General features: G+C 39.9%; 20 protein-coding genes and 1 tRNA gene. 7 read left to right on the forward strand and 14 right to left on the reverse strand.

The genetic code is table 11. The features are described from left to right. Positions 1-13: 13 nt before the first annotated feature. From LRM41_RS03625 to LRM41_RS03635, 3 genes are all read right to left on the reverse strand, one after another. A complete protein-coding gene (locus tag LRM41_RS03625; RefSeq protein ID WP_243819503.1) occupies positions 14-205 on the reverse strand; it encodes a helix-turn-helix domain-containing protein in 192 nt (63 codons plus the stop codon). Between the two features lie 501 nt (positions 206-706). Next, a tRNA-Asn gene (locus LRM41_RS03630) sits at positions 707-781 on the reverse strand. Between the two features lie 41 nt (positions 782-822). Beyond that, positions 823-1,155: a LexA family protein gene (locus LRM41_RS03635; RefSeq protein ID WP_146424139.1), complete on the reverse strand. Its 333-nt coding sequence runs from the start codon at positions 1,153-1,155 to the stop codon at positions 823-825. A 34-nt stretch (positions 1,156-1,189) separates the two neighbouring features. On the opposite strand from LRM41_RS03635, the gene LRM41_RS03640 reads away from it, so the two are divergent. Genes LRM41_RS03640 through LRM41_RS03655 form a run of 4 tightly spaced genes read left to right on the forward strand, consistent with a single transcriptional unit; the run spans position 1,190 to position 6,215 of the window. Next, complete coding sequence (locus tag LRM41_RS03640) at positions 1,190-2,587, forward strand: O-antigen ligase family protein (RefSeq protein ID WP_243819504.1); 1,398 nt, start codon at positions 1,190-1,192, stop codon at positions 2,585-2,587. Then, positions 2,571-3,992, forward strand: a complete 1,422-nt coding sequence (locus LRM41_RS03645) for a sugar transferase (protein ID WP_243819505.1) — start codon at positions 2,571-2,573, stop codon at positions 3,990-3,992. Before LRM41_RS03640 ends, LRM41_RS03645 begins: the two co-directional genes overlap by 17 nt. Beyond that, positions 3,992-5,134, forward strand: a complete 1,143-nt coding sequence (locus tag LRM41_RS03650) for a glycosyltransferase (protein WP_243819506.1) — start codon at positions 3,992-3,994, stop codon at positions 5,132-5,134. Before LRM41_RS03645 ends, LRM41_RS03650 begins: the two co-directional genes overlap by 1 nt. Further along, on the forward strand, positions 5,118-6,215 hold the full coding sequence (locus tag LRM41_RS03655) for a glycosyltransferase family 4 protein (protein ID WP_243819507.1): 1,098 nt from the start codon (positions 5,118-5,120) through the stop codon (positions 6,213-6,215). The genes LRM41_RS03650 and LRM41_RS03655 overlap by 17 nt, the downstream gene beginning before the upstream one ends. Before the next feature lie 2 nt (positions 6,216-6,217). Here LRM41_RS03655 and LRM41_RS03660 read toward each other — a convergent pair whose 3' ends face one another. The 3 genes from LRM41_RS03660 to LRM41_RS03670 all read right to left on the reverse strand — a co-directional run bounded on the left by LRM41_RS03660 (position 6,218) and on the right by LRM41_RS03670 (position 8,908). After that, positions 6,218-7,261 (reverse strand): mannose-1-phosphate guanylyltransferase, encoded by a 1,044-nt coding sequence (locus LRM41_RS03660; RefSeq protein ID WP_243819508.1) that lies wholly within the window; start codon positions 7,259-7,261, stop codon positions 6,218-6,220. Positions 7,262-7,327: 66 nt separating this feature from the next. Next, positions 7,328-8,143 (reverse strand): sugar phosphate isomerase/epimerase family protein, encoded by an 816-nt coding sequence (locus LRM41_RS03665; RefSeq protein ID WP_243819509.1) that lies wholly within the window; start codon positions 8,141-8,143, stop codon positions 7,328-7,330. Between the two features lie 3 nt (positions 8,144-8,146). Beyond that, a complete protein-coding gene (locus LRM41_RS03670; protein ID WP_243809742.1) occupies positions 8,147-8,908 on the reverse strand; it encodes an NAD-dependent epimerase/dehydratase family protein in 762 nt (253 codons plus the stop codon). 105 nt (positions 8,909-9,013) lie between these two features. Here LRM41_RS03670 and LRM41_RS03675 point away from each other — a divergent pair, with 105 nt between their 5' ends. Next, positions 9,014-11,128, forward strand: coding sequence for a hypothetical protein (locus LRM41_RS03675; RefSeq protein ID WP_243819510.1), 2,115 nt, complete (start codon positions 9,014-9,016; stop codon positions 11,126-11,128). Between the two features lie 34 nt (positions 11,129-11,162). Here the strand turns inward: LRM41_RS03675 and LRM41_RS03680 are convergent, their stop codons facing one another. Genes LRM41_RS03680 through LRM41_RS03695 form a run of 4 tightly spaced genes read right to left on the reverse strand, consistent with a single transcriptional unit; the run spans position 11,163 to position 15,443 of the window. Next, a complete protein-coding gene (locus LRM41_RS03680; RefSeq protein ID WP_243819511.1) occupies positions 11,163-11,987 on the reverse strand; it encodes a glycosyltransferase family 2 protein in 825 nt (274 codons plus the stop codon). A gap of 4 nt (positions 11,988-11,991) precedes the next feature. Further along, positions 11,992-12,981: a glycosyltransferase gene (locus tag LRM41_RS03685; protein WP_243819512.1), complete on the reverse strand. Its 990-nt coding sequence runs from the start codon at positions 12,979-12,981 to the stop codon at positions 11,992-11,994. Beyond that, positions 12,959-14,089 (reverse strand): FAD-dependent oxidoreductase, encoded by a 1,131-nt coding sequence (locus tag LRM41_RS03690; RefSeq protein ID WP_243819513.1) that lies wholly within the window; start codon positions 14,087-14,089, stop codon positions 12,959-12,961. The genes LRM41_RS03685 and LRM41_RS03690 overlap by 23 nt, the downstream gene beginning before the upstream one ends. Beyond that, complete coding sequence (locus LRM41_RS03695; protein ID WP_243819514.1) at positions 14,082-15,443, reverse strand: hypothetical protein; 1,362 nt, start codon at positions 15,441-15,443, stop codon at positions 14,082-14,084. Before LRM41_RS03695 ends, LRM41_RS03690 begins: the two co-directional genes overlap by 8 nt. A gap of 60 nt (positions 15,444-15,503) precedes the next feature. Between LRM41_RS03695 and LRM41_RS03700 the strand changes: the two genes are divergently transcribed. After that, positions 15,504-17,657, forward strand: a complete 2,154-nt coding sequence (locus LRM41_RS03700) for a glycosyltransferase (RefSeq protein WP_243819515.1) — start codon at positions 15,504-15,506, stop codon at positions 17,655-17,657. On the opposite strand, the gene LRM41_RS03705 is transcribed toward LRM41_RS03700, so the two are convergent. Both LRM41_RS03705 and LRM41_RS03710 read right to left on the reverse strand, forming a co-directional pair. After that, positions 17,654-20,317, reverse strand: coding sequence for a COG1361 family protein (locus tag LRM41_RS03705; protein WP_243819516.1), 2,664 nt, complete (start codon positions 20,315-20,317; stop codon positions 17,654-17,656). The genes LRM41_RS03700 and LRM41_RS03705 overlap by 4 nt on opposite strands. Continuing rightward, positions 20,314-20,898: a hypothetical protein gene (locus tag LRM41_RS03710; RefSeq protein WP_243819517.1), complete on the reverse strand. Its 585-nt coding sequence runs from the start codon at positions 20,896-20,898 to the stop codon at positions 20,314-20,316. Before LRM41_RS03710 ends, LRM41_RS03705 begins: the two co-directional genes overlap by 4 nt. Positions 20,899-20,991: 93 nt before the next feature. Here LRM41_RS03710 and LRM41_RS03715 point away from each other — a divergent pair, with 93 nt between their 5' ends. Further along, entirely contained in the window at positions 20,992-21,975 is a 984-nt protein-coding gene (locus LRM41_RS03715; RefSeq protein ID WP_243819518.1) for a glycosyltransferase family 2 protein, read from the forward strand. Between the two features lie 26 nt (positions 21,976-22,001). Here the strand turns inward: LRM41_RS03715 and LRM41_RS03720 are convergent, their stop codons facing one another. Both LRM41_RS03720 and LRM41_RS03725 read right to left on the reverse strand, forming a co-directional pair. Next, the gene (locus LRM41_RS03720; protein ID WP_146475631.1) at positions 22,002-23,183 is read right to left on the reverse strand and encodes an ABC transporter ATP-binding protein; all 1,182 of its coding nucleotides are present in this window, start codon (positions 23,181-23,183) and stop codon (positions 22,002-22,004) included. Continuing rightward, on the reverse strand, positions 23,184-23,990 hold the full coding sequence (locus LRM41_RS03725; protein WP_243819519.1) for an ABC transporter permease: 807 nt from the start codon (positions 23,988-23,990) through the stop codon (positions 23,184-23,186). Between the last annotated feature and the right edge of the window lie 4 nt (positions 23,991-23,994).

A 23,994-nucleotide genomic window follows, 5' to 3' on the forward strand; every position in this document is an offset into this window, starting at 1 on the left:
ACTTATTCTTTCTTTAGTTAGATGATTTACGGATAAAGTCATCAACATCTGATTTGCGATATCGTCTGATACGTTTTACTCCAATTCTGACTGCTTGTAAGGCGCCATTCTTATCCCACACCCTAAGCGTATTTGGATGAACTTTTAACATCCGACTCACTTCTTGCAAGGTAAGATACTCAGGTAATTCCTGCTCACTTTTCATATATTTATTATACAATATTTAATAGAATTACGGGAAAAAGTAATAACTAATTCTAAATGAGTAAATCTACAACCAGGGTAGATAGCGGCTATGCCTAGCCTGAAAGCCTGAGTAAAATTTCTGAAATAATGACTACTCAAACGCCTAGGCTTCAAAATGTAATCCAAAGCGTAGTCGACCAACAGAATAGGCTTTTTGCAAATACTGTTCTAACTCCTAGTCTAGAAGAATACTGTGGGCGACTAGGATAGAAGCAGGAACTAATAAAAAGAATAACAAGTTGATGGAACTTACAAACAACTATAAAAGTTTCGAAGCATACCGTTCCTATCTGTTAGGACTAGCCTCAAAGACACGAAGGATATTTGAAAGTTCGAAACCAGAGCAAAAGAACAAGATTTTGAAACTATTATTTTCGAACCTTGAAATCAACGAAAAAAGGCTCAACTGTAATCCGTTAGAGCCTTTCAATGCGTCATCAACGATGCCAAAATCTCGATTTGGCTCCGGGGGCGGGGTTCGAACCCGCGGCCTATTGGTTAACAGCCAACCGCTCTACCGCTGAGCTACCCCGGAATATGTGTTGTATTATAGCGAGTTTTTGAATAGTTGTAAAGTTACTGACGGACAATTTCTAATGCTTTTTTTAAAATCTCCACTTCCGAGCGTGATTTTTCGTCGTCCTCGGCTTCTCTCTTCTTAATTTCTTTCGCTAAATTCTGCCACCAAACTTCTTTTTTCTCACTGCTCAGCGTCAAAGACCTAACTTCGCCATCCTGCTTCTCTAAAAATCCCGCAGCCACCAAATTATCAACATGTTTTGCTACCGTCGATACCGATTTATAGCCCAAGGCGCGCATAATTTCCCGAAGCGTCGGACTGTAGCCATTGCCCTTTATAAATCCATCGATAAAATCCAACATTATTTTTTGCTTTTTCGTTAGTTTCATATCTAAAGTATACACCATACGCTATACTTAAAGTATGGCAAAAAAATACATTAACGACGTTCGATTCTGGCTATTGGCTATTGTTATTTTTGGTGGCGGCTTTGCCCTGCATCCCAGTGTCGGATTATCAATTCTGGATTTTTCATCTTTACGCGTAGGATTATATCAAATCGCAGCAGTCGGATTGATGATATCTTCCTTGCCTCTAATATTCGAAAAACGGCAATCATTATTTAGAAACCGATGGCTAATCGGCGGATTTTTGGCAATTTTTATCGCCATCACCGTCGGTGTATTTTTCGCAGAAGCACGCCTGCGCACCGCATTATATTCGTTATCGCTATTATTCTTACTCAGCGTCGGATTATCCGCTGGCTTAATTTACAGCAAATTGTCAAAATCAGAAAAACGCAAACTCATCAAAATCGGATTATGGAGCGGGCTGGTTTTTGGGATTTTAGCAATCATTCAGCTCATCGTCGCCACTTTTGAACCAACAGGATTTGGTACGCTTTGCGCTGGCTGTAAAGCCGACGTTTTTGGATTTCCACGAATCAATTTATTCGCCGCCGAACCGCAGTTCTTCGCCAATTCTCTACTTCCAGCATTCTTCCTTGCGCTCTTTCAGTCAAAATCTCGCTTAGCCAAATTTAGCCTATTTTTCACAACTCTCGCCATATCTTTAACATTTTCCCGTGGCGGATTTTTGGCAATTTTTATCGCCATCATAGCCTTATTTATAATCGCTTTCGTAAAACGAATTGACGCATCTTTTATTCGTAAAAAACTTCCAATCATCTTCGCTGGATTACTATTCGGATTCGTCTTATTGTTCTCGTCAGCCAACATTAGATACGCCAACACGCCTTTCATTGCGCACAATACCTTTGTCAGTATGGTCGATCAATTATCTCTCGGGAAAATTAAGATTCCGCAAAAATCCGTCACCAAAAATCCATCACCAAAACCCGCCGAAAACGTTCCGTCAAGCAACAATTCTTTCCAGCCCGCTGGTTTTGTTGAAGCTTCCGCCAACGACCGACTCAGCGCCAGTGATCTAGCCATAAAATCTTGGCTGTCATCGTCACGAACATTCTTCTTTGGTGTTGGACTCGGCAACCTCGGTAATTTCATCCAAAAACACCTTCACGTAAACGTCCCAGCAGACCAAACGGTCTACGTTTTTTACATATTATTACTCAGTGGCTTAGGAATTGTTGGACTATTTATTCTTCTAATTGCCCCGTTAATAATTATATTTCTCGCCATAAAAAACATCCATAAAATTAAAGCTCAGTTTATCTTGTCGCTGACCATCGCGATGTTTATACATTTCTGGTTTTTTGGCAGTTTTATAAATACGATTCATTGTTTTGCTATAATCGGCATATTTTTGTATAATTACCCCAGAGATTATGCGGAAAAAGTCTGATTTTTACTTCAAAATTGCTCTGGTCATTCTTGATATCTTAGCTTTATTAAGTGCATTTACTATTGCCTATATTTTGCGAATTTCCCTGGATCCTAGACCATTCCATATCAGCATCAATGCCATGGATTTTATCACCTCCATTTTTATGACGCTGCCGTTGTGGATTGTAATGTTCTACTTCTTTGGCTTATACGACCGAGAGGTTTACACACACCCATTGCGAAACTTCGGACAAATACTTTTGGCGTCAATAACTGGAATTATGATTATGATTTCTGTGGCGTTCTTTACTAACACTCCGTTATTCCCAGCCAAGCTTGTCGCGGTTTACGCCACCGGAATTGGTTTTATTTTACTAATGATTTTCCGCAGCGCCGCCAATATTGTTCGCCTGAAGCTCTTAAAGCGCGGTTTGGGCGCACGTCGTGTTATATTAATTGGCAATTGTGACTTAACTCACGTTTTGGCTGATTTTATAGAAACTAATCCGTTAACTGGCTTTAAGATTAGCGGAATTGTTGCGCAAACCCAGTTCATTCCTATTGAATTAAAAAAACTTCGACGCTCGTCATTAGAATCGGCGCTCACCATGGATAAAATTGATGTTATTATCCAAACCGACTCAAAAAACGTTAGCGAACATTATCAAATTGCCCAGAAACATTATCTGGATTTTTATCAAGCGCCGGAATTCGATGGAATTATGACCACCAAACACACTATTGATATCATCGACTCCGTACCACTAATTCACACTCATCCGACACCGCTAATGGGCTATGGGCGAATTGTGAAGCGCATTATGGATGTTGTGGGCGGGACAATTGGGATTATCATCGCCTCGCCAATTATGCTTTTAGTGGCAATTGCCGTAAAAATCAGCGACCCAGCAGGACCGATTTTAATGCACGGCAAACAACAAAAACGCCTCACTCGTTATAATCGACCGTTTAAGGTCTACAAATTTCGCTCACATTATGCAAAGTTTGATGGCAAAACCGACGAAGAAGTCTTTCAAATGGTTGGTAAACCTGAGCTAATTGAAGAATACCGTAAAAACGGCGACAAACTTGATCATGATTTTCGCGTGACGCCAGTTGGTCGATTCATTCGTCGCTTCAGTCTTGATGAATTGCCGCAATTATTTAACGTCGTAAAGGGCGACATCAGCCTAGTTGGACCGCGAGCGCTGGTGCCACACGAATTAAGCGCCTACGACAAAAAACATGTTTTATTAGCGGTCAAGTCTGGGTTAACTGGACTTGCAGTAGTATCTGGCAGGCGCAGCATCAGCTTTGAAGAGCGTCGACGAATTGACCTATATTATGTTCAAAACTGGAGTCTCTGGCTGGACATTACAATTTTATTAAAAACATGTTTGGTTATTTTCCAGAAAGATAATTAATGAGTAAGCCAAAAATTGCCATAGTTCATGACTGGATTTACGGTGGCGGCGCCGAAAAAGTCGTTTTGGAAATTCACAAATTGTACCCAGATGCGCCAATTTACACTTCTTTTTGTAGCGACGAATGGCGAGAAAGATTAGATAATAAAGTCGTTACCGGCTATTTACAGCGATGGCCATTTTCAAAAATTCGACGATTGCTGCCGCTTCTTAGACAGCGGTGGTTCGCTAAGCTTGATCTTAGCGAATTTGACATTATCATCTCCAGTTCAGGAAATGGCGAGGCAAAATTTGTCCGCAAATCCAGACCAGATCAACTTCATATTTGTTATTGCCACACGCCAACGCATTTTTATTGGCGGCACTACGACGAATATATCAAACGACCAAGTTTCCGTCCGCAATGGCTGGCGCGTTTGGGTCTGAAAACCCTAGTTCGACCACTGAAAAAACGAGATTTTAACGCCGCTCAGCAAGTCGATGTTTTTATCGCCAACTCTACGGGAATTCAGGCTGACATTGAAGAGTTTTACCAGCGAAAAAGTACGGTTATTTTTCCACCAATTGACGTATCGAGCTTTTCACCACTTGCTAAAAATCGCAAGCAAACGTCCATCCCAAAGAAACCTCGCTGTCTGATTTGGGGGCGAATCGTACCGATGAAACGGCTTGATATTGCTATTAAAGCTTGTCAGAAACTTGGCTGGCAATTAGATATTATCGGAAAAGGCCCGGATGTCGACAACCTAAAAAACATTGCCAACAAACATACAGATTTCCTGGGATTTGTTAATGACGCCACAAGAGAAAAATATATTAAAAAAGCAGATTTGTTTATTTTTTGTTCACACGAAGATTTCGGGATTGCGCCAGTCGAAGCGTTGGCGTCTGGTATTCCAGTGGTTGCGTATGAAGCTGGTGGCGCACTTGATTATATAAAACCCGAAAAAAACGGCTGGTTCTTTTCTGAGCAAACAGATTCTTCGCTAATAGAAGTTTTAGAGAAACTGTCAGAAAAGAAAGTTTCACCAACAAAAATCTCAGCCACAGCCAACGAATTTTCAGCCGCAATTTTCCATAAAGCGATAAAAAATATAGTTGATAAATCATGGAAGGAACATTATCGTGAAAATCGTAATTGACGCCCGAACATTAAGGACTAGCACTGGTCGGTACATCGAACGGCTGATTCATTATTTGCAGAAAATTGATAATAAAAACGATTATGTTATTCTGCTCAAGCCAAAAGATTTCGATGGTTGGCAACCAAGCAATCCAAGATTTCAGAAAGTTATTTGCCCATATAAAGAATACACTTTTGCTGAGCAAATCGGCTTTAAAAAGCAGCTTGAAAGTCTTAAGCCAGACTTAGTACATTTTGCGATGGTTCAGCAGCCTGTTTGGTATAATTCCAGCCCAGTTGTTACTACGATGCAAGATTTAACCACTGTCAGATTTAGAAATCCAGATAAAAATCCTGTCGTTTTCTGGATTAAGCAGCAAATTTATAAATGGGTCAATAAAAAAGTTGCGAAAAAATCTTCACACATCATCACAATTTCTAACTTCGTAAAAAATGATTTGATTAAATTCACCGGCGTAAACCCAGAGAAAATTACTGTAACTTTGGAATCTGCGGATGAGTTACCAAAAGGCAACGAACCTGTTGATGAGTTGATTGGTAAAAAATTCATTATGTATATCGGTAGACCAACGCCACATAAAAACCTTCGACGACTAATTGACGCTTTTGCCTTATTACAGAAAAAATATCCAGATTTAACACTGGCTTTGGCAGGTAAAAAAGATAGTAATTACGCTCGCCACGAGACATATGTAAATGAGCATGGAATTAAAAATGTTGTGTTTACCGGCTTTATATCAGACGAGCAATTACGCTGGATGTACGAAAATACGGCAGTTTATTGCTTCCCTTCGCTCAGTGAAGGATTTGGCTTGCCAGGTCTAGAGGCAATGTTACACGGCGCGCCAGTCGCATCAAGCACAGCCACTTGCCTACCAGAAACCCACGGCGATGCTGCTCACTATTTTAACCCTTTCAGTGTCGAGGATATAGCAAAATCAATTGACGACATCTTATCTGATGACAAGTTACGCAATGAACTCGTTAAAAAAGGCAAGAAACACGTTAAGACATTTTCATGGCAACGCATGGCCGAGCAAACTTTGGCTGTATATGAAAAATATGGTCGGAAAAGCTGAGATTAAGCCTGAAGCTTCTTAGCTATATCGCCACATTTAGCCGCAACATCCCTGCGCGCCACTAGTATGCCATCGGGCGTATTAACGACCACCACGTTGTCAAGACCGATTACCGCTACTGGTTTATCTGGTTGTTCATTGCGAATGTAAGTGTTGTCGATGTCGATAGTATGAATATTCTCGCCACGAACATAATTGTCGTTTTCGTCCTTAGCTACCGCATTGTGCAGGTCCTTGAAATTGCCAATATCCATCCAGTCAAAGTCAGCCGACACTACCGCCAGCTCAGCCGCTTTCTCAATAAGAGCAATGTCAATAACTTGATTATCAAGCTCTAAGTACGTCCTATTGTATTCTTCACCACCAAACTCAGCAACGGAAGCTAAGGTTTGATAATTTGACCACAAATCAGGAGCACTTCGTTTCATCTCATTCATAAAAACGTCAACTGAGCCAACAAAATAGCCACAGTTCCACAAATAGTTCCCCGACTCAACATACTGCTTCGCCGTATCATAATTAGGCTTTTCTTTGAACGACTCAACATTATAAACACCCGCTCGAGCATCAATCACACCATCGCGTTGAATATAGCCAAATCCAGTCGACGGAAAAGTAGGCTCAATACCGATAAGCGTAATACAGCCGCGATCACTAGAAACGCGCGCCGCCGTATCGAACGAATGAGCAAAACCTTGAATATCGCGGACGTTGTGATCGGAATGAATAAAAGCAATAGGCTCAGTGTGATCGTGATTACGATTGATATAATCTAAGGCAAATATAATACAATGCGCAGTCCCTCGTCGTCCTGGCTCAATCAAAAACGCTTCATCTGGCAATTCTGGCAGTTGCGCTCTAAGCGCTTCAGCGTGACTGGCTTCAGTTACCACATAAACTGTATCACCAAGCTTCCTCGCTCGATCATAAGCTTGCTGAACCATAGTACGTTCGCTAGTTAGCTCTAAAAGTTGTTTCGGTTGAGTAGAAGTTGAAAGCGGCCATAAACGCGTGCCTGAGCCACCAGCAATTATTACAGTTATCATATTACATATTATAGCGATTTAAGCACATAAATGCTATCTGTTTCTAGGTAAGAGCTTAGAGTGAAATTATTCAAAAATATTCCGCACAAACAAAACGGCATCTTCTACGCGCTTCACGTTCTCACCCTGCTCGCCTGGACGCATCTCAATTGAAACAACACCGCTATAATCAATACGTTTTAACGCATCAGCTGCGGCACGATAATCAACATCATCACGATCGTAAACCCGATCCAACATAGGAGCGCTAATATGGAAATGTTTCAATATATCGCCATTATCTTGTATTGATTTGCTAATATCATCGCCCGCTAGAGCCATACATGCAGTATCAAGATGCAGGCCAATTCCTTCCGAGTTGATTGTGTGAACAAGTCGTGCGCCCTCATCCGCCGTTGTTATATAATCACAGTTATATTGAGGAGCATTCGGCTCGATACAAAGCATCGTATTATATTGCTTAGCGACATCACCAAGCTCAGAGAAAAAGCGATTGGCAATATTATCTGCCTCTTCTGTCGACATTCCGCCTCGCTGTCTATTCTTTGGCGAGCCGAAAACTAATCGACTAGCGCCCATATCGCCAGCTAATCGCAAAAAATCAGCGAGGTATTGACGTGTTTCATCACGAAGCTCGCTTGATTCAAACATTTTAAGATCAGGTCGCGCAAACAACATCGACTGAAAAGCTACAATCTCAATATCGTACTTCTTCCACCATTCGATATACTCATTGATCTGTTCAATAGTAGCCTTAGTTGGATCACTCCAAATCTTAGTTGGCGCAATCTCAATATAACGCACGCCAAGCTCTTGCAGTTTCGCCGCAACGTCCGCCTCTTCTTCGTTAGTCCAGGCAATATTTGATATAGCTAATTTCATACCTTACCTACTTCTTGCAACAAACTTTTTAATATCATCTAGCTCTTGTTCTTTTGTATAGAGATATTCTCCTTCACCTCCATAAACAGACGCGTATTTACTATGCATATCCCAATATGCAGGATTTATTCCCTCTGGCTTGTTGGTAAAATCTATGCCAAAAGCAACCTTCGCAACTTCTCGCGTACTGACTGGTGGCGTAGCAAGGTTGACCAATGGTAAATTATTCTCCAGAGCAATGTTAATATCTCGCCAGATGTTATCAAGATTATAATATTGGTACATACCATCAGCGTGTATTTTTTCAACCATATTGTTATTCATCAGATCATAAATAACATTCTTCTTCAAACCATCACCAAATAAACCCGGCAAGCGGACAATAGTCGTGTCAAAATTCTCGCGACAGAATTGCTCAAGATAATACCTGTTAACTCCGTACGGCAATAGACCTTCTGTTTCGATAGGCGTATCTTCATTAGCACCATTTGGATTTTTATAAACTCCAACTGTTGAAATTAATACAAGTTTCTTAATTTTCGCCTTTTCGATGTGCGATATAAAATCTTCAATTTCTGCACGATCAACTTCTGGCTCTTGATTAATTCGCCACATCTCAGCACGATTCGCAGCGCTAACCACGAGATCATACTCTTTACCTTCAATATCAGATATGTTCTTACTATTATAATAATCGTCAAACTCGTGTTGGTTCTTAATATTTCCGCCAACAAATCCAGTGTATCCAATCAGTGCAGTTTTCATTAATATAATTCCTCCTACATTTATTATAGTAGATTTTATATAAAAGACATAACACTAGTTAGTATAGACATATCCCTGATATCAATTTAGAATAGTTTAGGTAATATGAATATACGTAAGACTCTAAGTAATATAAATCTTAAACGAGCGCTGCTTTTTACTGCAGTATTTGTAAGCGTCGTTTACATACTAGTTTTTGTAATTTTCGCTACACTTGCGGCATTGGGAAACGGCTTAGCTATGGATTCGTATGCAGCCAATGGAACTTTCCAATTATACAACCCGCTCCGTCGCCTACTGGACGGTGAAGTTCTGGCACGAGATTTTCCATTCTTTCACGGAGTCGGAGTTCCACTTCTTCATTTTCCATTATTTTATATTATGGGACACAATTTATTCGCCGTGGAAGTTGCAAAATTATTAATATCGCCAATATTATTCCTCGTTTCATCCTTTTTCTTGTTTTGGGCTTATTTTAGAAATGTTAAAAAATCCATCTTCGCAACTAGCATATTCACAATAATCTCTATTGACGCTATTGACGCTATTTGGGCAGGCAATTCTCTTCTCGGTCTCAGGACAACATTCCCGTTTATCGCTGCAGCTTTCATGTTATGGCATCCAAATTGGCAGATAATTGCTGGCAAAAATAAAATTAACCTCTATTATCCTATTTTATATACAATTATGGGGCTTTCTGTCGCGTGCGGCACCGAACAAGGACTAGCCTTTATTCTTGCTTACGTTATCATTAAAGCCATTCGATACATTCGCTCAAAAGAAACCACAAAGAAAAAGATAATGATGTTTTTCGGAGAGTTGTTTGGTGTGGCAATTGCAACTTACGCCATATTATCAATTATGACGCTCGGTCATGCACACGACGCGCTTCGTTACGCATTGATTGAAGTCCCTAAAGACCAAGGGTGGTATTTTGGGGCTCCTCCAAATAGTTTCCTGCAATTAAATACCCTTGACCAGCTCGTCACAAAAAGAATGTTACTTTATATGCTACCTGTTATGATAGGTGGAGTTGTCGCATATATAATAAGCATAAAGAAAAAGATATTATCCAAAAAAGAATTTTCCACCTTTTCTATATTATTGCTGTATGGAATTATAGTGTTCGCCGTCTCCATAACTGGCTACTGGGCGCCTGGCGCACAACTTATACCATTAGAAAGAGCTGCAGGATCTATTCTTATAATGGTCTTAATTTACACAGCGGATAAAATAATTCAAGCAAAGAAGCCGAACGTTAATGCTATAAATAAGAAAGTTTCGTTTATAGTGTTCGGACTACTACTCGGCTGCGTAGTTGCTATTGGATACAACGCAGCAATATTCCTGCAAAAAATCAGCTGGATGCCAGTAAAACATATTATCGCTGAATCAAGAAAGGCTAGACATTCTACTGACGACTCTGAATATGTGAGCGTTGCGTGGAAAAAGCGGTTAGAGGCTTTTGCGCCGTACATTAAAAATGGTGCTAGTATCTGGTCTACTTATACCAGCGTTTATGACTCTATTCACAAGCAGAAAAACGGATCTTCGGGAGGTGAAGACTACATTATACATGCATTAGGTCCTGATAGAAGAGATAAATACACTAAAGATTTTATAGAGCAGAAACCCGATTATGTTATAACATTAAACCCGTCATATTTCGTTTACGAAGAATGGCTATGGTCGCGTCATTGGCAATTTTACAAAGAACTTTTGAATAATTATACCGTAATTGCGACAAATGATTCTCACGTATTATGGAAACGCCAATCTGATAGCGCAAACCAGAAAACCACGATATATCCAGAACATCGCGTGCAAAAATCCTCAAACGGAGATTACGTCATCAATGCCGGCACTGGCAATAATATTAGAGTATTTGAGATATCTGTGCGTTACAAGGCAAAAAGCATCTTACCTATGACTTCTAAGTTGCCGAGATATCTACTGGAAATATCTGGATCGTCGCTACAGGAATATCCAATATCACTGCCACCGTATAGCACTAGTTGGAGTTTTCCGATAGCGCTAGGACCAAACGACTCATCTGTACGAATTTCACCTAAAGCCTACAGTTTGATACCGGGAGTTTCGTTTGAAATACAAGACATATCTTACCGCGAGATGCCTGTTAAAGAAGATAACTTATATATCTATAAGAGTAACTTCTGCCTACATAACGCCGATAAATGCGCAGAAACTAATAAACACTAACTGCGAACTGTTCTAGCAACATTATCGCAAGCGACTATTTTTTAGGCTTGCGATATTTTCCAGCCACCGCACGAAGTAGTACGTTCATAACGTGCATATTCCCCTTGATTGGGCTAATCTTCGTTGGTGTCTTACCCTTCTTCGGATATGTTCGCACAACTGGCGTTTCAGCTGTTTTATACTGCTTACGACGACTACTTTCAATAGCGAGATAGTAATGAAGTTCGTACGTTTGAAATATATCACGGAATACAGCAATATCTGGATCTTTGAGCAATTTTGCGCTATAAGCACGGAATCCATTTGTCGTATCGGTATGTCTTTTTCCAGCCGCAAGACTTATCAACGGCGCGTGAATAAGATGAAGACCAACCTCCCTCGAGAGCGGCGTATTTACAGCCTTACCGCCTGGTATAAATCGTGAGCCTTGGACGTGATCATATCCTTGGTCAAGCAATCTAATGAAGTTGGGAATTCTTTCTATGCTATCCTTGCCATTTCCATCAACGACCACAACGCCCTCATAGCCTTCAGAGAGAGCCCAAGCAAACGCCATTCTCATCTGTGCGCTCAGTTTACCCTTACCTTTTTTCGTCAATAAAGCTCGCACGTCTTGAGACTTTAGAAAATCAACTCCAAGCGATCCATCAGTACTTCCACCGTCAGCCACCACGATATCGATTTGGTCAGCTAGCGGTTTCATCTTCTGTAACTGCTTTTGGATGCGCTCTCCTTCATTGATAACAAAAACACACACGCAATATTTATGCTTCTTCTTGTTTATCTCATCAATTTCAAACTCTGGAAATTCCCATTCTGGATGCAATTGGTTTATTTTCTCAGAAGTTATTTTGCCCATATTATTACTCCGAAAGATTTTTTCTTTCCGTATCGGCAATAGATACCGTACTACTTAATTCATCCATCACTATATATGAAGCATCGTCTCGCGCCTCTTTAAGTATTTTTCCAACATATTCCGCTAATACAACCAAAAACATAAATAGCAAGAAAAACATCACAGAAAGCTGTAAGGACATAGTTGTCCACCCCGCAGCCACGTCGCGCTTAAATACTGATACGCAAACAACGTATAATGCGTAAATTAGATTAATAACACTAGCACCGACGCCAACCCACGACATAGCCCTTAGCGGTTGGGTGGAGTGGCTAGCTGCTATATCTATAGCCTCCAACACTCCCGTGCGCAGTTTACGTGTCTTTACTGGGTCTACTTTCACTTCATAGCGATATTCCGCACATTTATATCCAATTTGACGAATTAAATGACGAATATGCCCATCGTGCCTATTCGTGGTAGAAACAGCTTTTACTGCGCGCCTACTGAGTGCGATAAAATATGTCGCGGCAGCAGGAATATCAACACCAAGATATCGACGGTTATACCAATAAAACGTTCGCCTACCTAAATCATCTTTCTTTGTATGGTTAGTTGCTATTCCATTAACGATGTCGCATTTCTTGTTTTCTTCGACGATAGAAGGTATGGCGTCTATCGGGTCAATTGCTGGGTTAGTCAGTACTACATAATCTCCGATTGCCCCCTGAATCCCAGCCATAAGAGCGATATCATAGCTATATTCCCTAGATAGACGGATTAAGCGTATGCACGGCAACACCTTCAATATATCTATTACTTCTTTTGCAACTTCTGGCTTCAATTCATTATCTATCACGATGATTTCGTAATTTTCATAACTACCACCAAGTAATTTCGATAAATCCGTTAAATATTCGCCCAAGCCAGTATAGTTACGATCAACTCCAACCACAACAGATACAAAAATATCTTGTTTCTTTACGGTTTTATTAGTTTGCTTTTTCTTGACCATATATCCTCCTCAATTCCTCAAAAGCATCATAAATATTATCTAATTTTCCGCCCATAATACAAATATATCCATCGTTGCCAAAGTCATTTCTGAACAATATCGGACGACTATCATCGTCTTCGCTCTTCACTAAAACTGTCTTCACTTCAACGATAGATTCACGATATTTCATATTTTTCAAGGCTGGAATAAACCTCACAACATCATTATACATCTGCCTATAGTTTGATTTAAAGGGGCGATTTTTCAAATATTCATGAGTTTTGATACGCTCGGCGCTAGTATTTTCATCATCAATCCACGATTCATGTGGCGTGTAACGAACGTGTGAAAGAGTATATAAATTCTTCGAAGGAAATGGCATAATCGAGAAAAACGGACCATCCATCACCGTTATGCTAAAATCCTTAAGCTGCTGAGGTAACTCAACAAGACACATCTCGGTAATTTCATGCTTAAGTCCAACTAGCGGTAATCCAGATGCACGATGCAGTGTATTAATATTTGAGTAAGTACAGTTTAAAACAAAATCCGCTTCATAATTATCACGATCAGTAACAACATTTATTTTACCAGCGCCGCCAGCAGGCAATTCAATTTTACTGACAGATTCTCCAGTATGAATACTAATGCCCTTATATTTATTAATGCGCTCTACCAAAAGCTCTCTTAGCTTGCGTGAATTGAACGCGTATTCTTTAACCTTAAAAACCTCTTCGATTAACGACGGATTAAACATTTTTTCTATATCATGCGGAGCACGCTCAATTTCAGAACCAATCTTCTCGCAAAAATGTTCGAATTGCTTAGCGTTAACCTTTGAAAGATGCTTAGCAATTCCATAATATTTCTCAAAATTAGATACTACAGCTGGACCGTATTCATCAACAAAAACTGGGAAGTTAACAGCTGAGCGAAACCCAGTCAAAACACTGCGAGGATAATGATATCCATTATGGATGCGCGCCTGATTCACATAAGAGGCTCTATCCATCAGCGCAGTTTCTTTCTCGATAATAATTATATTGTCCACACCAAGTTCTTCGTGCAGATATAGCGCTATCCTTAGCCCATAAAATCCACCGCCAATAATAACTGTACTATTCATATTTCACCGTCCTTTTTACTACATAATCAGCCCACAGTCCAATCAATACATATACAAACAATAGTAGAGGTATATAGAATATAATGCCGTTTATATGAGCGTGCGGCAATGCGTGCCCCGGCATAAGAGCAAGCCAACAAAAAGCTCCAATAACAGAGAAATTCATAGACCAAAGGAAAGGTCGGCTGTATTTCTTACCAATAATCTTTCTGGAGCTAAGAATAATCAAATACCCAAGGATAGTCCAGAATAGAATAGACTGTATAAACTCGCCAAACATACCATTAATGTGTACGGGTAAAGTAATTGCTGGAAGTAGCAAATAATTGACGACATTTACAATAATATACTTATATGTTTTTCCGCTATTATTAGCCATATTGTCCAGGTTAACTAATTGATTTATGAAGTTGTAAGTTTCAGGTCGTAAGATTTTAAAGTTACCGACGGCGTATGCCCTCATAGAACGTATACCAGAAATTCCCCTATCTGACGCCCTGGCGTTTATAGCATTTGCGGCTTTATCAGATGATCCGTAATAATCAGTAAGCGACACAAAGTTTACCCAATAAGCACCGAAAAACGCAACAACCGTAGCAGCAAACACGGGCGCCGCTTGCTTCCAAAGATTAATGATTTTCACGTTTTTATGAACTAATTCAAAGAATATTATAGGAACTAATACGGATATAGCGATTGTCGATACGTATTCATATCCATTTAGCAGCTTGAGGAACATAGCTACAGATTCAATAATGTAAAATAGCCAAAGTTTTTTTGATTTCTTAAAATATTGATAGCCAACGAAAGATATCACAAACGGAGCTATTAGCATCGGTTCTATCCAATATATATTGCGAGCATACCCAGCAATCCAAGGACTAAACGCCAGCATTACAACAAAGACAGAAGCGGTAATTCCGCCAAACAGCGCTCTTATTTTTTGAACAACTAAGGCTAATAAAAATGCAGTAAGCACAGCCAGGAATATAGATACTCTTTTGATGTAAGCTGGGATTTTGGAGGCATCATTAGGAGATAACCCAGCTATAACCCTCGCTTGTAAACCGTATTGAGATACATAAGGTTTTACCTGAGATGGATTACAATCTTGGCTCATCATTATTTTATTGTAATCTTTACTGTCGGCTGCTATTAACGGACCTTTATAATCATATTTATTTTTGCAATAAGCAGTTTTCTCTACTATGGCAGACGAATCTTTCTGAAAACCGTCAAACCAGCCGTTCCATAGTCCTGTTCCAAAAAAATTACCAATAAATGATATTGATAATATAAACCAGACTACAAAAAAGAAAACTACCCCAGGTTTATTCTTACTCCACTCTTTCATTACAAGTATCATAATAGCACAAAATAGACTAAAGAAGCTACCTAGTCTATAATCTGAATTATGAATAAGAAAGATTGTGTATTGTCTATTATTATAACTGCCCACCGCGAGGGTCTTGTTGCGCATAAGACTATGAAATCAGTCGAGCGTGCTGTAAAAAAAATTGAGGAAGCGTCCATACCTTATGAAGTGATAGTTTCTATAGACAGAGGTGATGATCAAACTATTGATTATTTCAATAACTATACCGGTCTGCCTATACACATATACCAATGGGATCATGGAGATCTTTCAAGTTCTAGAAATAGCGCCATAAAAAAAGCGCATGGTCAATTTGTTTCTTTTATCGACGCTGATGACTTAATGAGTGAAAATTGGCTGCACGACAGTGTTCAATTGCTATTAAAAAAACCTTACGGCAAATATGTTGCCCACAGTGCTTATACCATAGAATTCGAGGGCGCGGACTCTATTGTCCAAAAAACTGGTTGCACTACTAAAGACCAAGATATCTTATTAAGCGTTCTATCTGGACGCTGGAATTCCGTTATTATTGCGCCGATTACACTTCTTAAAAAATTCCCGTATGCACCAAATAGCCCAGGATATGGGTATGAAGACTGGTACTTAAGTTGTTGCTTGATTGAAAATGGCGTAAAAAACATTCTCATTCCACAAACAGCCATATTTGTACGTCGTAAGTCATCAGGATCAGAGTGGGCGCGCCAAAAAGCTAGTCGATCATTACTGCACGCACATCCAATATTTAAGCCGTCCAATTTTCGCTCTATAGATATCAACAAAATTCGCGTTCCTCAATCAGAGCAACACCGTCAAACAAAAAATACAATCAAAGAATTAATCATACGATCGCGCATACCGTTAGGATTGATCCGCCGACCCCTGGCTATAATACGCCGTGGACGCAATGCATTACTGAAACGACCAGCACATTCACAAACTGCAGAATCTATACCAAAATGGCTGAGAACAGAATGGAAAGCTCTTCACTCAATAGAAAAAGAAATTTTTCCACCATCACCACTACCAAGTACATACCACACAATCACCGACGACCATTATCGAGTTGGTCTTGTGTATTGGGAAATATGTAAGGAATTACGAAGCGATAGCTACGATTACGCTCTATTTGTGCCCTGGCTTAAGAGAGGCGGCGCAGATTTATTTGCTGTCAATTACGCAAACACCGCGGCTTCAATAGGAAAGAAAGTACTCATTATCTCCACTAATGAAGTTCCTGCTGAATATTCAGAATGGAGGTCACAGCTAGATAAGAGAATAGATTTCTTACAATTTGGGACAATAACTCGGTTCTTTAGTATTGACCAAAAATACAGACTACTTGAACAATTGATCGAAAACACCAATATTAAAACTTTACACATTCTTAACTCTGAGCTGGCTTATGATTTTGTGCGTGATCACGAAACATACATAAAAGCTACCAACAAGCGAGTGATAGCTACTGCATATAGTCAGAGTACTGATGAGACAGGACGAATTTTTGGATTTTCGCACAGTCATATACCACAGGTATATCAACTTCTTGATTTAATTACGACAGACAACGAAGCAGTAAAATCTATGTGGGTCAATGAATATGCCTACGATCCTCAAAAAATAGTCGTACATCATCAACCACTGACAAAAAATCATTATCCTGTAGTAGATAAATTGCCGAATAGCCGTAGAATATTATGGGCTTCTCGACTGGCGCCAGAAAAATTGCCTAAATTAGTATCGGAAATTGCAGATCTTCTTCCTGAAGACGTTCATATAGATATGTACGGAGATCCTTCACCAGAGTTCCCTGCAAATAGTCTACCGCCGCATCCACGTGTTCATTATATCGGTGGATTTAACGGAGTAGCATCTTTGCCAGCCGAAAAATATGACGCTTTTCTATATACCTCACTTTTTGACGGTATGCCAAATACACCAGTCGAGATAGCTTTGCGCGGACTGCCAATAGTTGCAGCTAGAGTGGGCGGACTTCCTGACTTTATAGGTGAAAACGGTTCCATAGTTGACGATATCACTAATCCAAAAGCATATGCGAAATGTATTAAGCAGACTCTGGATGATATAGAATCATCGTTCCATAAAGCCAAAAACTTGCGGGAGAAAGCATCCCGCGAGTTCTCGGAAGATTCGTTTATAGGCGAAGTTAAGGGTATATTCTCGAATAATTAAGCAGAAACCCTCATCTCAGCCTTCACCACCTCTTGTCCAGTTTCGAGGGGTGGTGTTTTGTAGTCTTGCCACCTTCTACCGTCAAATGTAGAGAAATATGCGTTATATGTGCCTACTGGGAATGGACGAGTTGCTTTGAATTCTAACTCTTGATTTGACTGAATTGTTGATGGAGAAAGACATCCTAGGTCGTAGTTTTGTCCGCTTTGGTTACGTAGGATTAGACAAGTGTATTCACTGGTTGTTATTGGTTGATTAGAGGAGTTTTTTAGTTTGAATGTAGTTGTTACTGAATCGCCAGATCGAGGGTTAGCACTAGAGAATGTTATGCCTTGAGTGAGTGTTAAACTAGGGAGAACTGTGAAGGTGGTGCGAGAAGATTCCTTCCCTGTAAGTCCTGGAGGATAAGCTCCTTCGCGCCATACTCCATTGTCATAAAGCGAAAAGAACGCTTCATATTCACCAGGTTCATTAAACGTACGACTCAGAGAGAAGCTTGATTGGCTCTTAGGTGGAATTCCACTCGTAGGCAAACATCCTAAATCATAGTTGCCACCCTGCCGCCTGCGAATGATATAGCATAGTTGTTGATTATGATTAGATACACTAGAGCTAAGATTCTCTAATTTGAAAGTACCTGTCAGTTGCTCGCCGACATGTGCAGTAGTGCTACTAATTGATAATCCTTCAGAAAGAACGACGTCAGGAAGAACCCTCATCTCAGCCTTCACCACCTCTTGTCCAGTTTCGAGGGGTGGTGTTTTGTAGTCTTGCCACCTTCTACCGTCAAATGTAGAGAAATATGCGTTATATGTGCCTACTGGGAATGGACGAGTTGCTTTGAATTCTAACTCTTGATTTGACTGAATTGTTGATGGAGAAAGACATCCTAGGTCGTAGTTTTGTCCGCTTTGGTTACGTAGGATTAGACAAGTGTATTCACTGGTTGTTATTGGTTGATTAGAGGAGTTTTTTAGTTTGAATGTAGTTGTTACTGAATCGCCAGATCGAGGGTTAGCACTAGAGAATGTTATGCCTTGAGTGAGTGTTAAACTAGGGAGAACTGTGAAGGTGGTGCGATTGCCAGCACTGGCGTCCGTAGCTACAGGATACTGGGTTTCTGTCCACGTCCTACCACCGTCAAGAGTCCCGCTAATTCTTGCTCGATACAGTCCTTCTTCACGCGGCAAAAATTCTTTGTTGTAATTGTATACAGCGCCTGGGGATAATTGATTAACCGTGTCAAAGACGACGTCAGCATTCTTTCCGCTTGGACTTGTTATAGCTAGACCAAAGTAACCAAGATCAACAGGTTTGGCACTATTATTTTTTACCTGAAAACCTACGTTAACTGGTTGATTTTTATGAATGCGTGAAATCTGCGCTGTGACGGCAGACACTACCGTTGGAGGCGATTGAACAAATGTTGTTACTTCACGAACATTTCCCGCTGAAGATTCTGGATAATTGTCGCTCCACCCACTACCATCACGATAATTACTGATCCAAAACTTATAATCACCTTCCTTATTCAATCTAGTTGACGCTCGATAAGTATATGATTGCCACGGCTCAAGAACAACGCGCTGACTGCCAAAATCGTAATTATTCGAATTGCTATCCCGACCTACAATTACCATCACACCTAAGTCGCGACGCTGATTAGTAGAATTGCGAATAGTGAAAGATGCCGTTATTTCCATATTCGTAAACAATTTTGATCCGGTTTTTTCCGTCTTTATGGATAATGGTGAATCAATTTTGACAGAATTTAGCGGAGAACCGAACCACTCATTGAAAAACCTCCAGAAGTTTCGATTGCCATAAGCTCCACAATGTGCAGTTCCCACACCAGCGTCCAAAGCCCCTTGATTCGGCTGATATGGCGTATAGTTATACAGACTCGCGGTCGCTTGGTTCTCAATATATACCCAACTTCCGCCACAAGCTGCATCTGGATTGTATTGGATGTAGTTGGTTCGTCCTGCCTTGTAACGATATTCATTTGGTCTATTCGCATAAAGTCGTAGTTGGCGCGCAGCCATACGTAACTGGTTGTATAGTCCAGCATATTCGCTTGAACAATTTGCAGTATTTCCTGGGCCATTATCTGGGCAAGCAAATCCCATGGCATATTTATATTGGCTCTTCAAAGGCCACGAGTCAGTAAACAAAGACCCCTGTTCCTTCTTCAATATCACTAACATGACCTGTGGGTTAATGCCAAATTCTTTTGACACATTCCAAATAATTTGTGCAGTAGATAATCCACCACTAAACCAGCCGCCGCCTTTTTCAAATGAGGTTTCTTTAGTGTTTGGATTCTCGTGATAATTACGCAGACAAGCATACGGCGGACCATGCCAGCCGCGATTAACAGCATATTGCGCTCGCGTACCGCCACCATATTCAGATCGTCCAGTTCCCCATGTATCACAGGCAGGAGTGTGGTCGTTTATAAAATTCTGAATATCTTGAACGCTAGCAAACGTATTTGTATCATAAAAAACATTATCATCGATAATCCTACCGGCATTCCAAGGAGATAGCGCTCCGGTCCTCGGCCAAAAAATAAACCCCAAGACAATAACACTCACCACAGCTAACGTGCAGCTGACATATTTTAATCTCGTCCATTTCGTACGTCTTATTTCAATCACCGCAAGCTCTCCTTACGGAATGACGGATTGTTCGAAGACTCTCCTGTATACAATTTTGATGAATAACTCACCTTTACCGATATATCTACCCCTGATGGCAATTCCGACAATGACACCTCAATCATATGGCAACTCGTCGAACTTGGACCAGCAAATGAACTAGATTTACGAGAAACACTTCCACCAGACCAATACAGTGTAAATTCACAACTACCACCGTTCTCAACAATAGAGTTAACTCCTCCATCAATCTGTAAATATTGCTTATCCACACTCAATCCATATCCGCTCACAATTGGAACTACTGATTTTTTTGACCCTGACGACTGCTGATCTCCAGTATTAATTGGTTTATCAGGACTATATCCATCGCGTTTTTCTGGCTTTGCGCTGTTGTCATCAACTTTCTTAGAGTCTTCTTTTTTATCTGTAGACTCTTTTACTACGGGATTATTAGCGTCAGTATTATTTTGTTGCGGCTTATAAATATACGCAACTGTAGCACACGCCACTAAAGCCAAAGCCAGCGTAGAGGCAAGTATAATTCTAGTTTTTTTCTTCATTTTTTGTTTGATTTTCACGATCTAATCTCTCGTTTTATTTTATTGCTTATAATAATAACATTTCGGCAATAAGATTTCAACGCCGCTATAAAAAATGTTATAATATCACATATGGTAAAAAATACTTCTGAAGATAAAACACCGCTAGTATCAATTATTACTGCGACTTATAACGATGAATTGTATATAGAAAATTCTATTCGCTCGGTTCTATCTCAGGACTTTACTGATTTTGAATATATCATCATAAACGACGGCTCCGTTGATAATACAAAAAAAATCGTTCAGCGCCTTCAAAAAGAAGATGGTCGCATTCGCCTCATTAACCAGCAGAATAAGGGTCTTGTTGCTTCGCTTAATCGTGGCATAAATGAGGCCAGAGGAAAATATATCGCTCGAATAGACGGGGATGACGAATGGCTGCCTCATAAATTAAAAACTCAGGTTGATATGCTGGAAAATGACGACGAGTTGGTTCTCGTTGGCGGTGGCGCAGAAATTATTAATCAAGACAGCGTACCTACTGGTTTTATTATTAACGTTACTCGCGACAAAGATATTCGGCTTGGTCTTTGTATTTTTAACCAATTCTGTCATTCATCAGTAGTTTATCGTAAACAGACAGCAATTGAGGCGGGGCTATATCCTAATACATGTCCAGCCGAAGACTATGACCTGTTTAGTAGTTTTGCTAAATATGGCAAACTAGCTAACGTCGCTTATCCTATTTTTAGATATAGAATTAGCGATGGCAGCATATCAGCTCAAAGACGCGACGAACAAAATCTCCTTGCTAAAAAATTATCGTATCGCAGCTGGGATATTATTTCCCCAGAGGTTACATCTAGATCAGAAATCAAACAGTCTTTTAATTATTACATGAAAAGTTCGGTTACTGATGACTTTGGAATAAGCCTTAAACATGCATATATATTTATACTAATGCGCGTCGGGTATCGTATGATTAAAAAAGGCAATGTTCTACAAGGATTACATCAATTGTGGAATATCGCATCGACTGGACGAACTGCCGCGAGAATAGTCGTTAAATGGGGTCTTGATATTATTAAAATCAAGCTTCACCCATCAAAATAGATTTAATAAATAGACTTTTCTCTATATTATTTCTTACTAGTATGCCACTTGCGCGGAATCATAGTTAAGCCGCCAAATGAATGCTCGACTGCGGAAAAATCATTCGTAATAATAAATTCTTCAGCACGATACATCACATCATACTTCACGGTGCCGTTGTGATTGAGCAGATTAATGTCGACATAATACGACCCTGGACCTAAATTTGCCTCAATATCAAGAGTTAATTTATTATCGCTAGGCAATTTAGGAAATCCCTCTCTGTTGGTGATAAAATTCGATACCAAATTGCTATCTTTACGATACAAATCCACCATAATAGCCTTAGTCTTATCATTATCCCATGACAAGTCAAGAGAAATCGTTTCTCCCACTTTAAAGCTGCGACGCTTCTTACCTGTTTTATCGTGTATGGCGGTTTTAATATTTTTACCTGTATATTGATGTCTTTGGTCTACAGCTTTATCTATTACGGCTTGATTGAGTCTACTATATTCATCCGCAACCTGCACTGGACTACCTTCTTTAATAATCTTGCCCTCGTGAATTAACACGGCTCGATTACAAAACTTTTTAACAGTATCCATATCATGCGTAACCAATATAACCGTTTGCTTGCTGGACTTGTATTGTTCAAAAACATCTATACACTTACGCTGAAAAGCTTCATCACCAACAGCCAGCACCTCATCAAAAATCATAATATCATTGCGCGCTTTTATTGCTACTGAAAACGCCAAACGGACCTGCATGCCCGATGAATAGTTCTTTAATTTCTGATCCATAAATGGCTCAAGCTCCGCGAACGAAACGATATCATCATATATCAGTTCCATTTCCTTACGCGTAAATCCAAGTAGAGCACCATTCAAAAAAACATTATCTCTACCAGACAGTTCTGGATTAAACCCAACCCCCAACTCTATGAAAGGTGTTAATTTACCGTTTATTTCAATGCTTCCGCTCGTTGGCTGATAAACTCCAGCTAACATCTTAAGCATGGTACTCTTACCTGAACCGTTTCGGCCAACAACACCAAAAAAATCACCTTGATTTACGTTAAAGCTAACACCATCCAACACTTTCTGAACTGTCTTTTTATTCTTCTTAACAATGTTAACAAAGGCGCTTTTAATACTAGAATTCTTTGACTGTGGAAGAATAAATTCCTTATGTATATCTTTTACTACAATTGCAGGTTTTGTCATTTAAATGTCCTCCGCGAAAAATCGTTGTCTACGCTGAAAATACCAACTTCCTAAACCAAATATCACAATAACTATAGTGATTGGAATAAACCACAATAACGGATTATGAAAAGTCTGCCAAATAGTTTGAGATGCGGGATTATTAGGCATTAAAGCGTGTCTAGCGTCTTGGATAATCTGTGTAATTGGATTTAAAAATGCAATCTTTTGTATAACTGACGGCATAGAAGTAACCGCAAAAATAATACCGCTCGCATAAAGTCCTGCCTGCAATAAGATTTCCCATATATAAGCAATATCGCGAAATATCACATAAAGAGCAGAAAGCAGCAAAGATAATCCAACGGATAATATAAATAACTCAGCTATAGCTGGAATAAGTAGCAACCACGAAAAAGTAGGAAATAAACCACTAAGAAACGCAAAAAGTATCACCACTATCATCCCTAAGCCGAGGTTAATAAGCGCCGACACACTGCTTGCAATAACCAGAAGATGTCGCGGAATTGCCACCTTGCGAATCAATTGCCCATTATCAACAACGGAACGCGTACCTATCATAGTAGCCTCAGAGAAAAAGTTCCACAACACAATTCCCATCAGCAGCCAAACCCCATAAGATTCGATCCCTTTACTACCCTGAGGAAATGCATATGTAAACAACACATACAAAATACCAAACATAAACATAGGTTTTAAGAGAGACCAAACATATCCCAAAACTGAACTTTGGTATCTGACTTTAAAATCGGTACTGACTATTGCGCGTAAAATCGCCTCATTTTCTTTATTCACAAGAATACGCATCTCC

The organism is Candidatus Nanosynbacter sp. TM7-087 (assembly GCF_022828365.1).
In the GTDB taxonomy this organism is placed as follows: domain Bacteria; phylum Patescibacteriota; class Saccharimonadia; order Saccharimonadales; family Saccharimonadaceae; genus Nanosynbacter.

Bases quoted from the DNA above. Each gene is read 5' to 3' on its own strand.
- LRM41_RS03680 (WP_243819511.1), bottom strand. From the start codon at position 11,987: ATGGGCAAAATAACTTCTGAGAAAATAAACCAATTGCATCCAGAATGG.
- LRM41_RS03670 (WP_243809742.1), bottom strand. From the start codon at position 8,908: ATGAAAACTGCACTGATTGGATACACTGGATTTGTTGGCGGAAATATT.
- LRM41_RS03725 (WP_243819519.1), bottom strand. From the start codon at position 23,990: ATGCGTATTCTTGTGAATAAAGAAAATGAGGCGATTTTACGCGCAATA.
- LRM41_RS03675 (WP_243819510.1), top strand. From the start codon at position 9,014: ATGAATATACGTAAGACTCTAAGTAATATAAATCTTAAACGAGCGCTG.
- LRM41_RS03685 (WP_243819512.1), bottom strand. From the start codon at position 12,981: ATGGTCAAGAAAAAGCAAACTAATAAAACCGTAAAGAAACAAGATATT.
- LRM41_RS03625 (WP_243819503.1), bottom strand. From the start codon at position 205: ATGAAAAGTGAGCAGGAATTACCTGAGTATCTTACCTTGCAAGAAGTG.
- LRM41_RS03720 (WP_146475631.1), bottom strand. From the start codon at position 23,183: ATGACAAAACCTGCAATTGTAGTAAAAGATATACATAAGGAATTTATT.
- LRM41_RS03690 (WP_243819513.1), bottom strand. From the start codon at position 14,089: ATGAATAGTACAGTTATTATTGGCGGTGGATTTTATGGGCTAAGGATA.
- LRM41_RS03695 (WP_243819514.1), bottom strand. From the start codon at position 15,443: ATGAAAGAGTGGAGTAAGAATAAACCTGGGGTAGTTTTCTTTTTTGTA.
- LRM41_RS03660 (WP_243819508.1), bottom strand. From the start codon at position 7,261: ATGATAACTGTAATAATTGCTGGTGGCTCAGGCACGCGTTTATGGCCG.
- LRM41_RS03635 (WP_146424139.1), bottom strand. From the start codon at position 1,155: ATGAAACTAACGAAAAAGCAAAAAATAATGTTGGATTTTATCGATGGA.
- LRM41_RS03700 (WP_243819515.1), top strand. From the start codon at position 15,504: ATGAATAAGAAAGATTGTGTATTGTCTATTATTATAACTGCCCACCGC.
- LRM41_RS03650 (WP_243819506.1), top strand. From the start codon at position 3,992: ATGAGTAAGCCAAAAATTGCCATAGTTCATGACTGGATTTACGGTGGC.
- LRM41_RS03640 (WP_243819504.1), top strand. From the start codon at position 1,190: ATGGCAAAAAAATACATTAACGACGTTCGATTCTGGCTATTGGCTATT.
- LRM41_RS03715 (WP_243819518.1), top strand. From the start codon at position 20,992: ATGGTAAAAAATACTTCTGAAGATAAAACACCGCTAGTATCAATTATT.
- LRM41_RS03645 (WP_243819505.1), top strand. From the start codon at position 2,571: ATGCGGAAAAAGTCTGATTTTTACTTCAAAATTGCTCTGGTCATTCTT.
- LRM41_RS03665 (WP_243819509.1), bottom strand. From the start codon at position 8,143: ATGAAATTAGCTATATCAAATATTGCCTGGACTAACGAAGAAGAGGCG.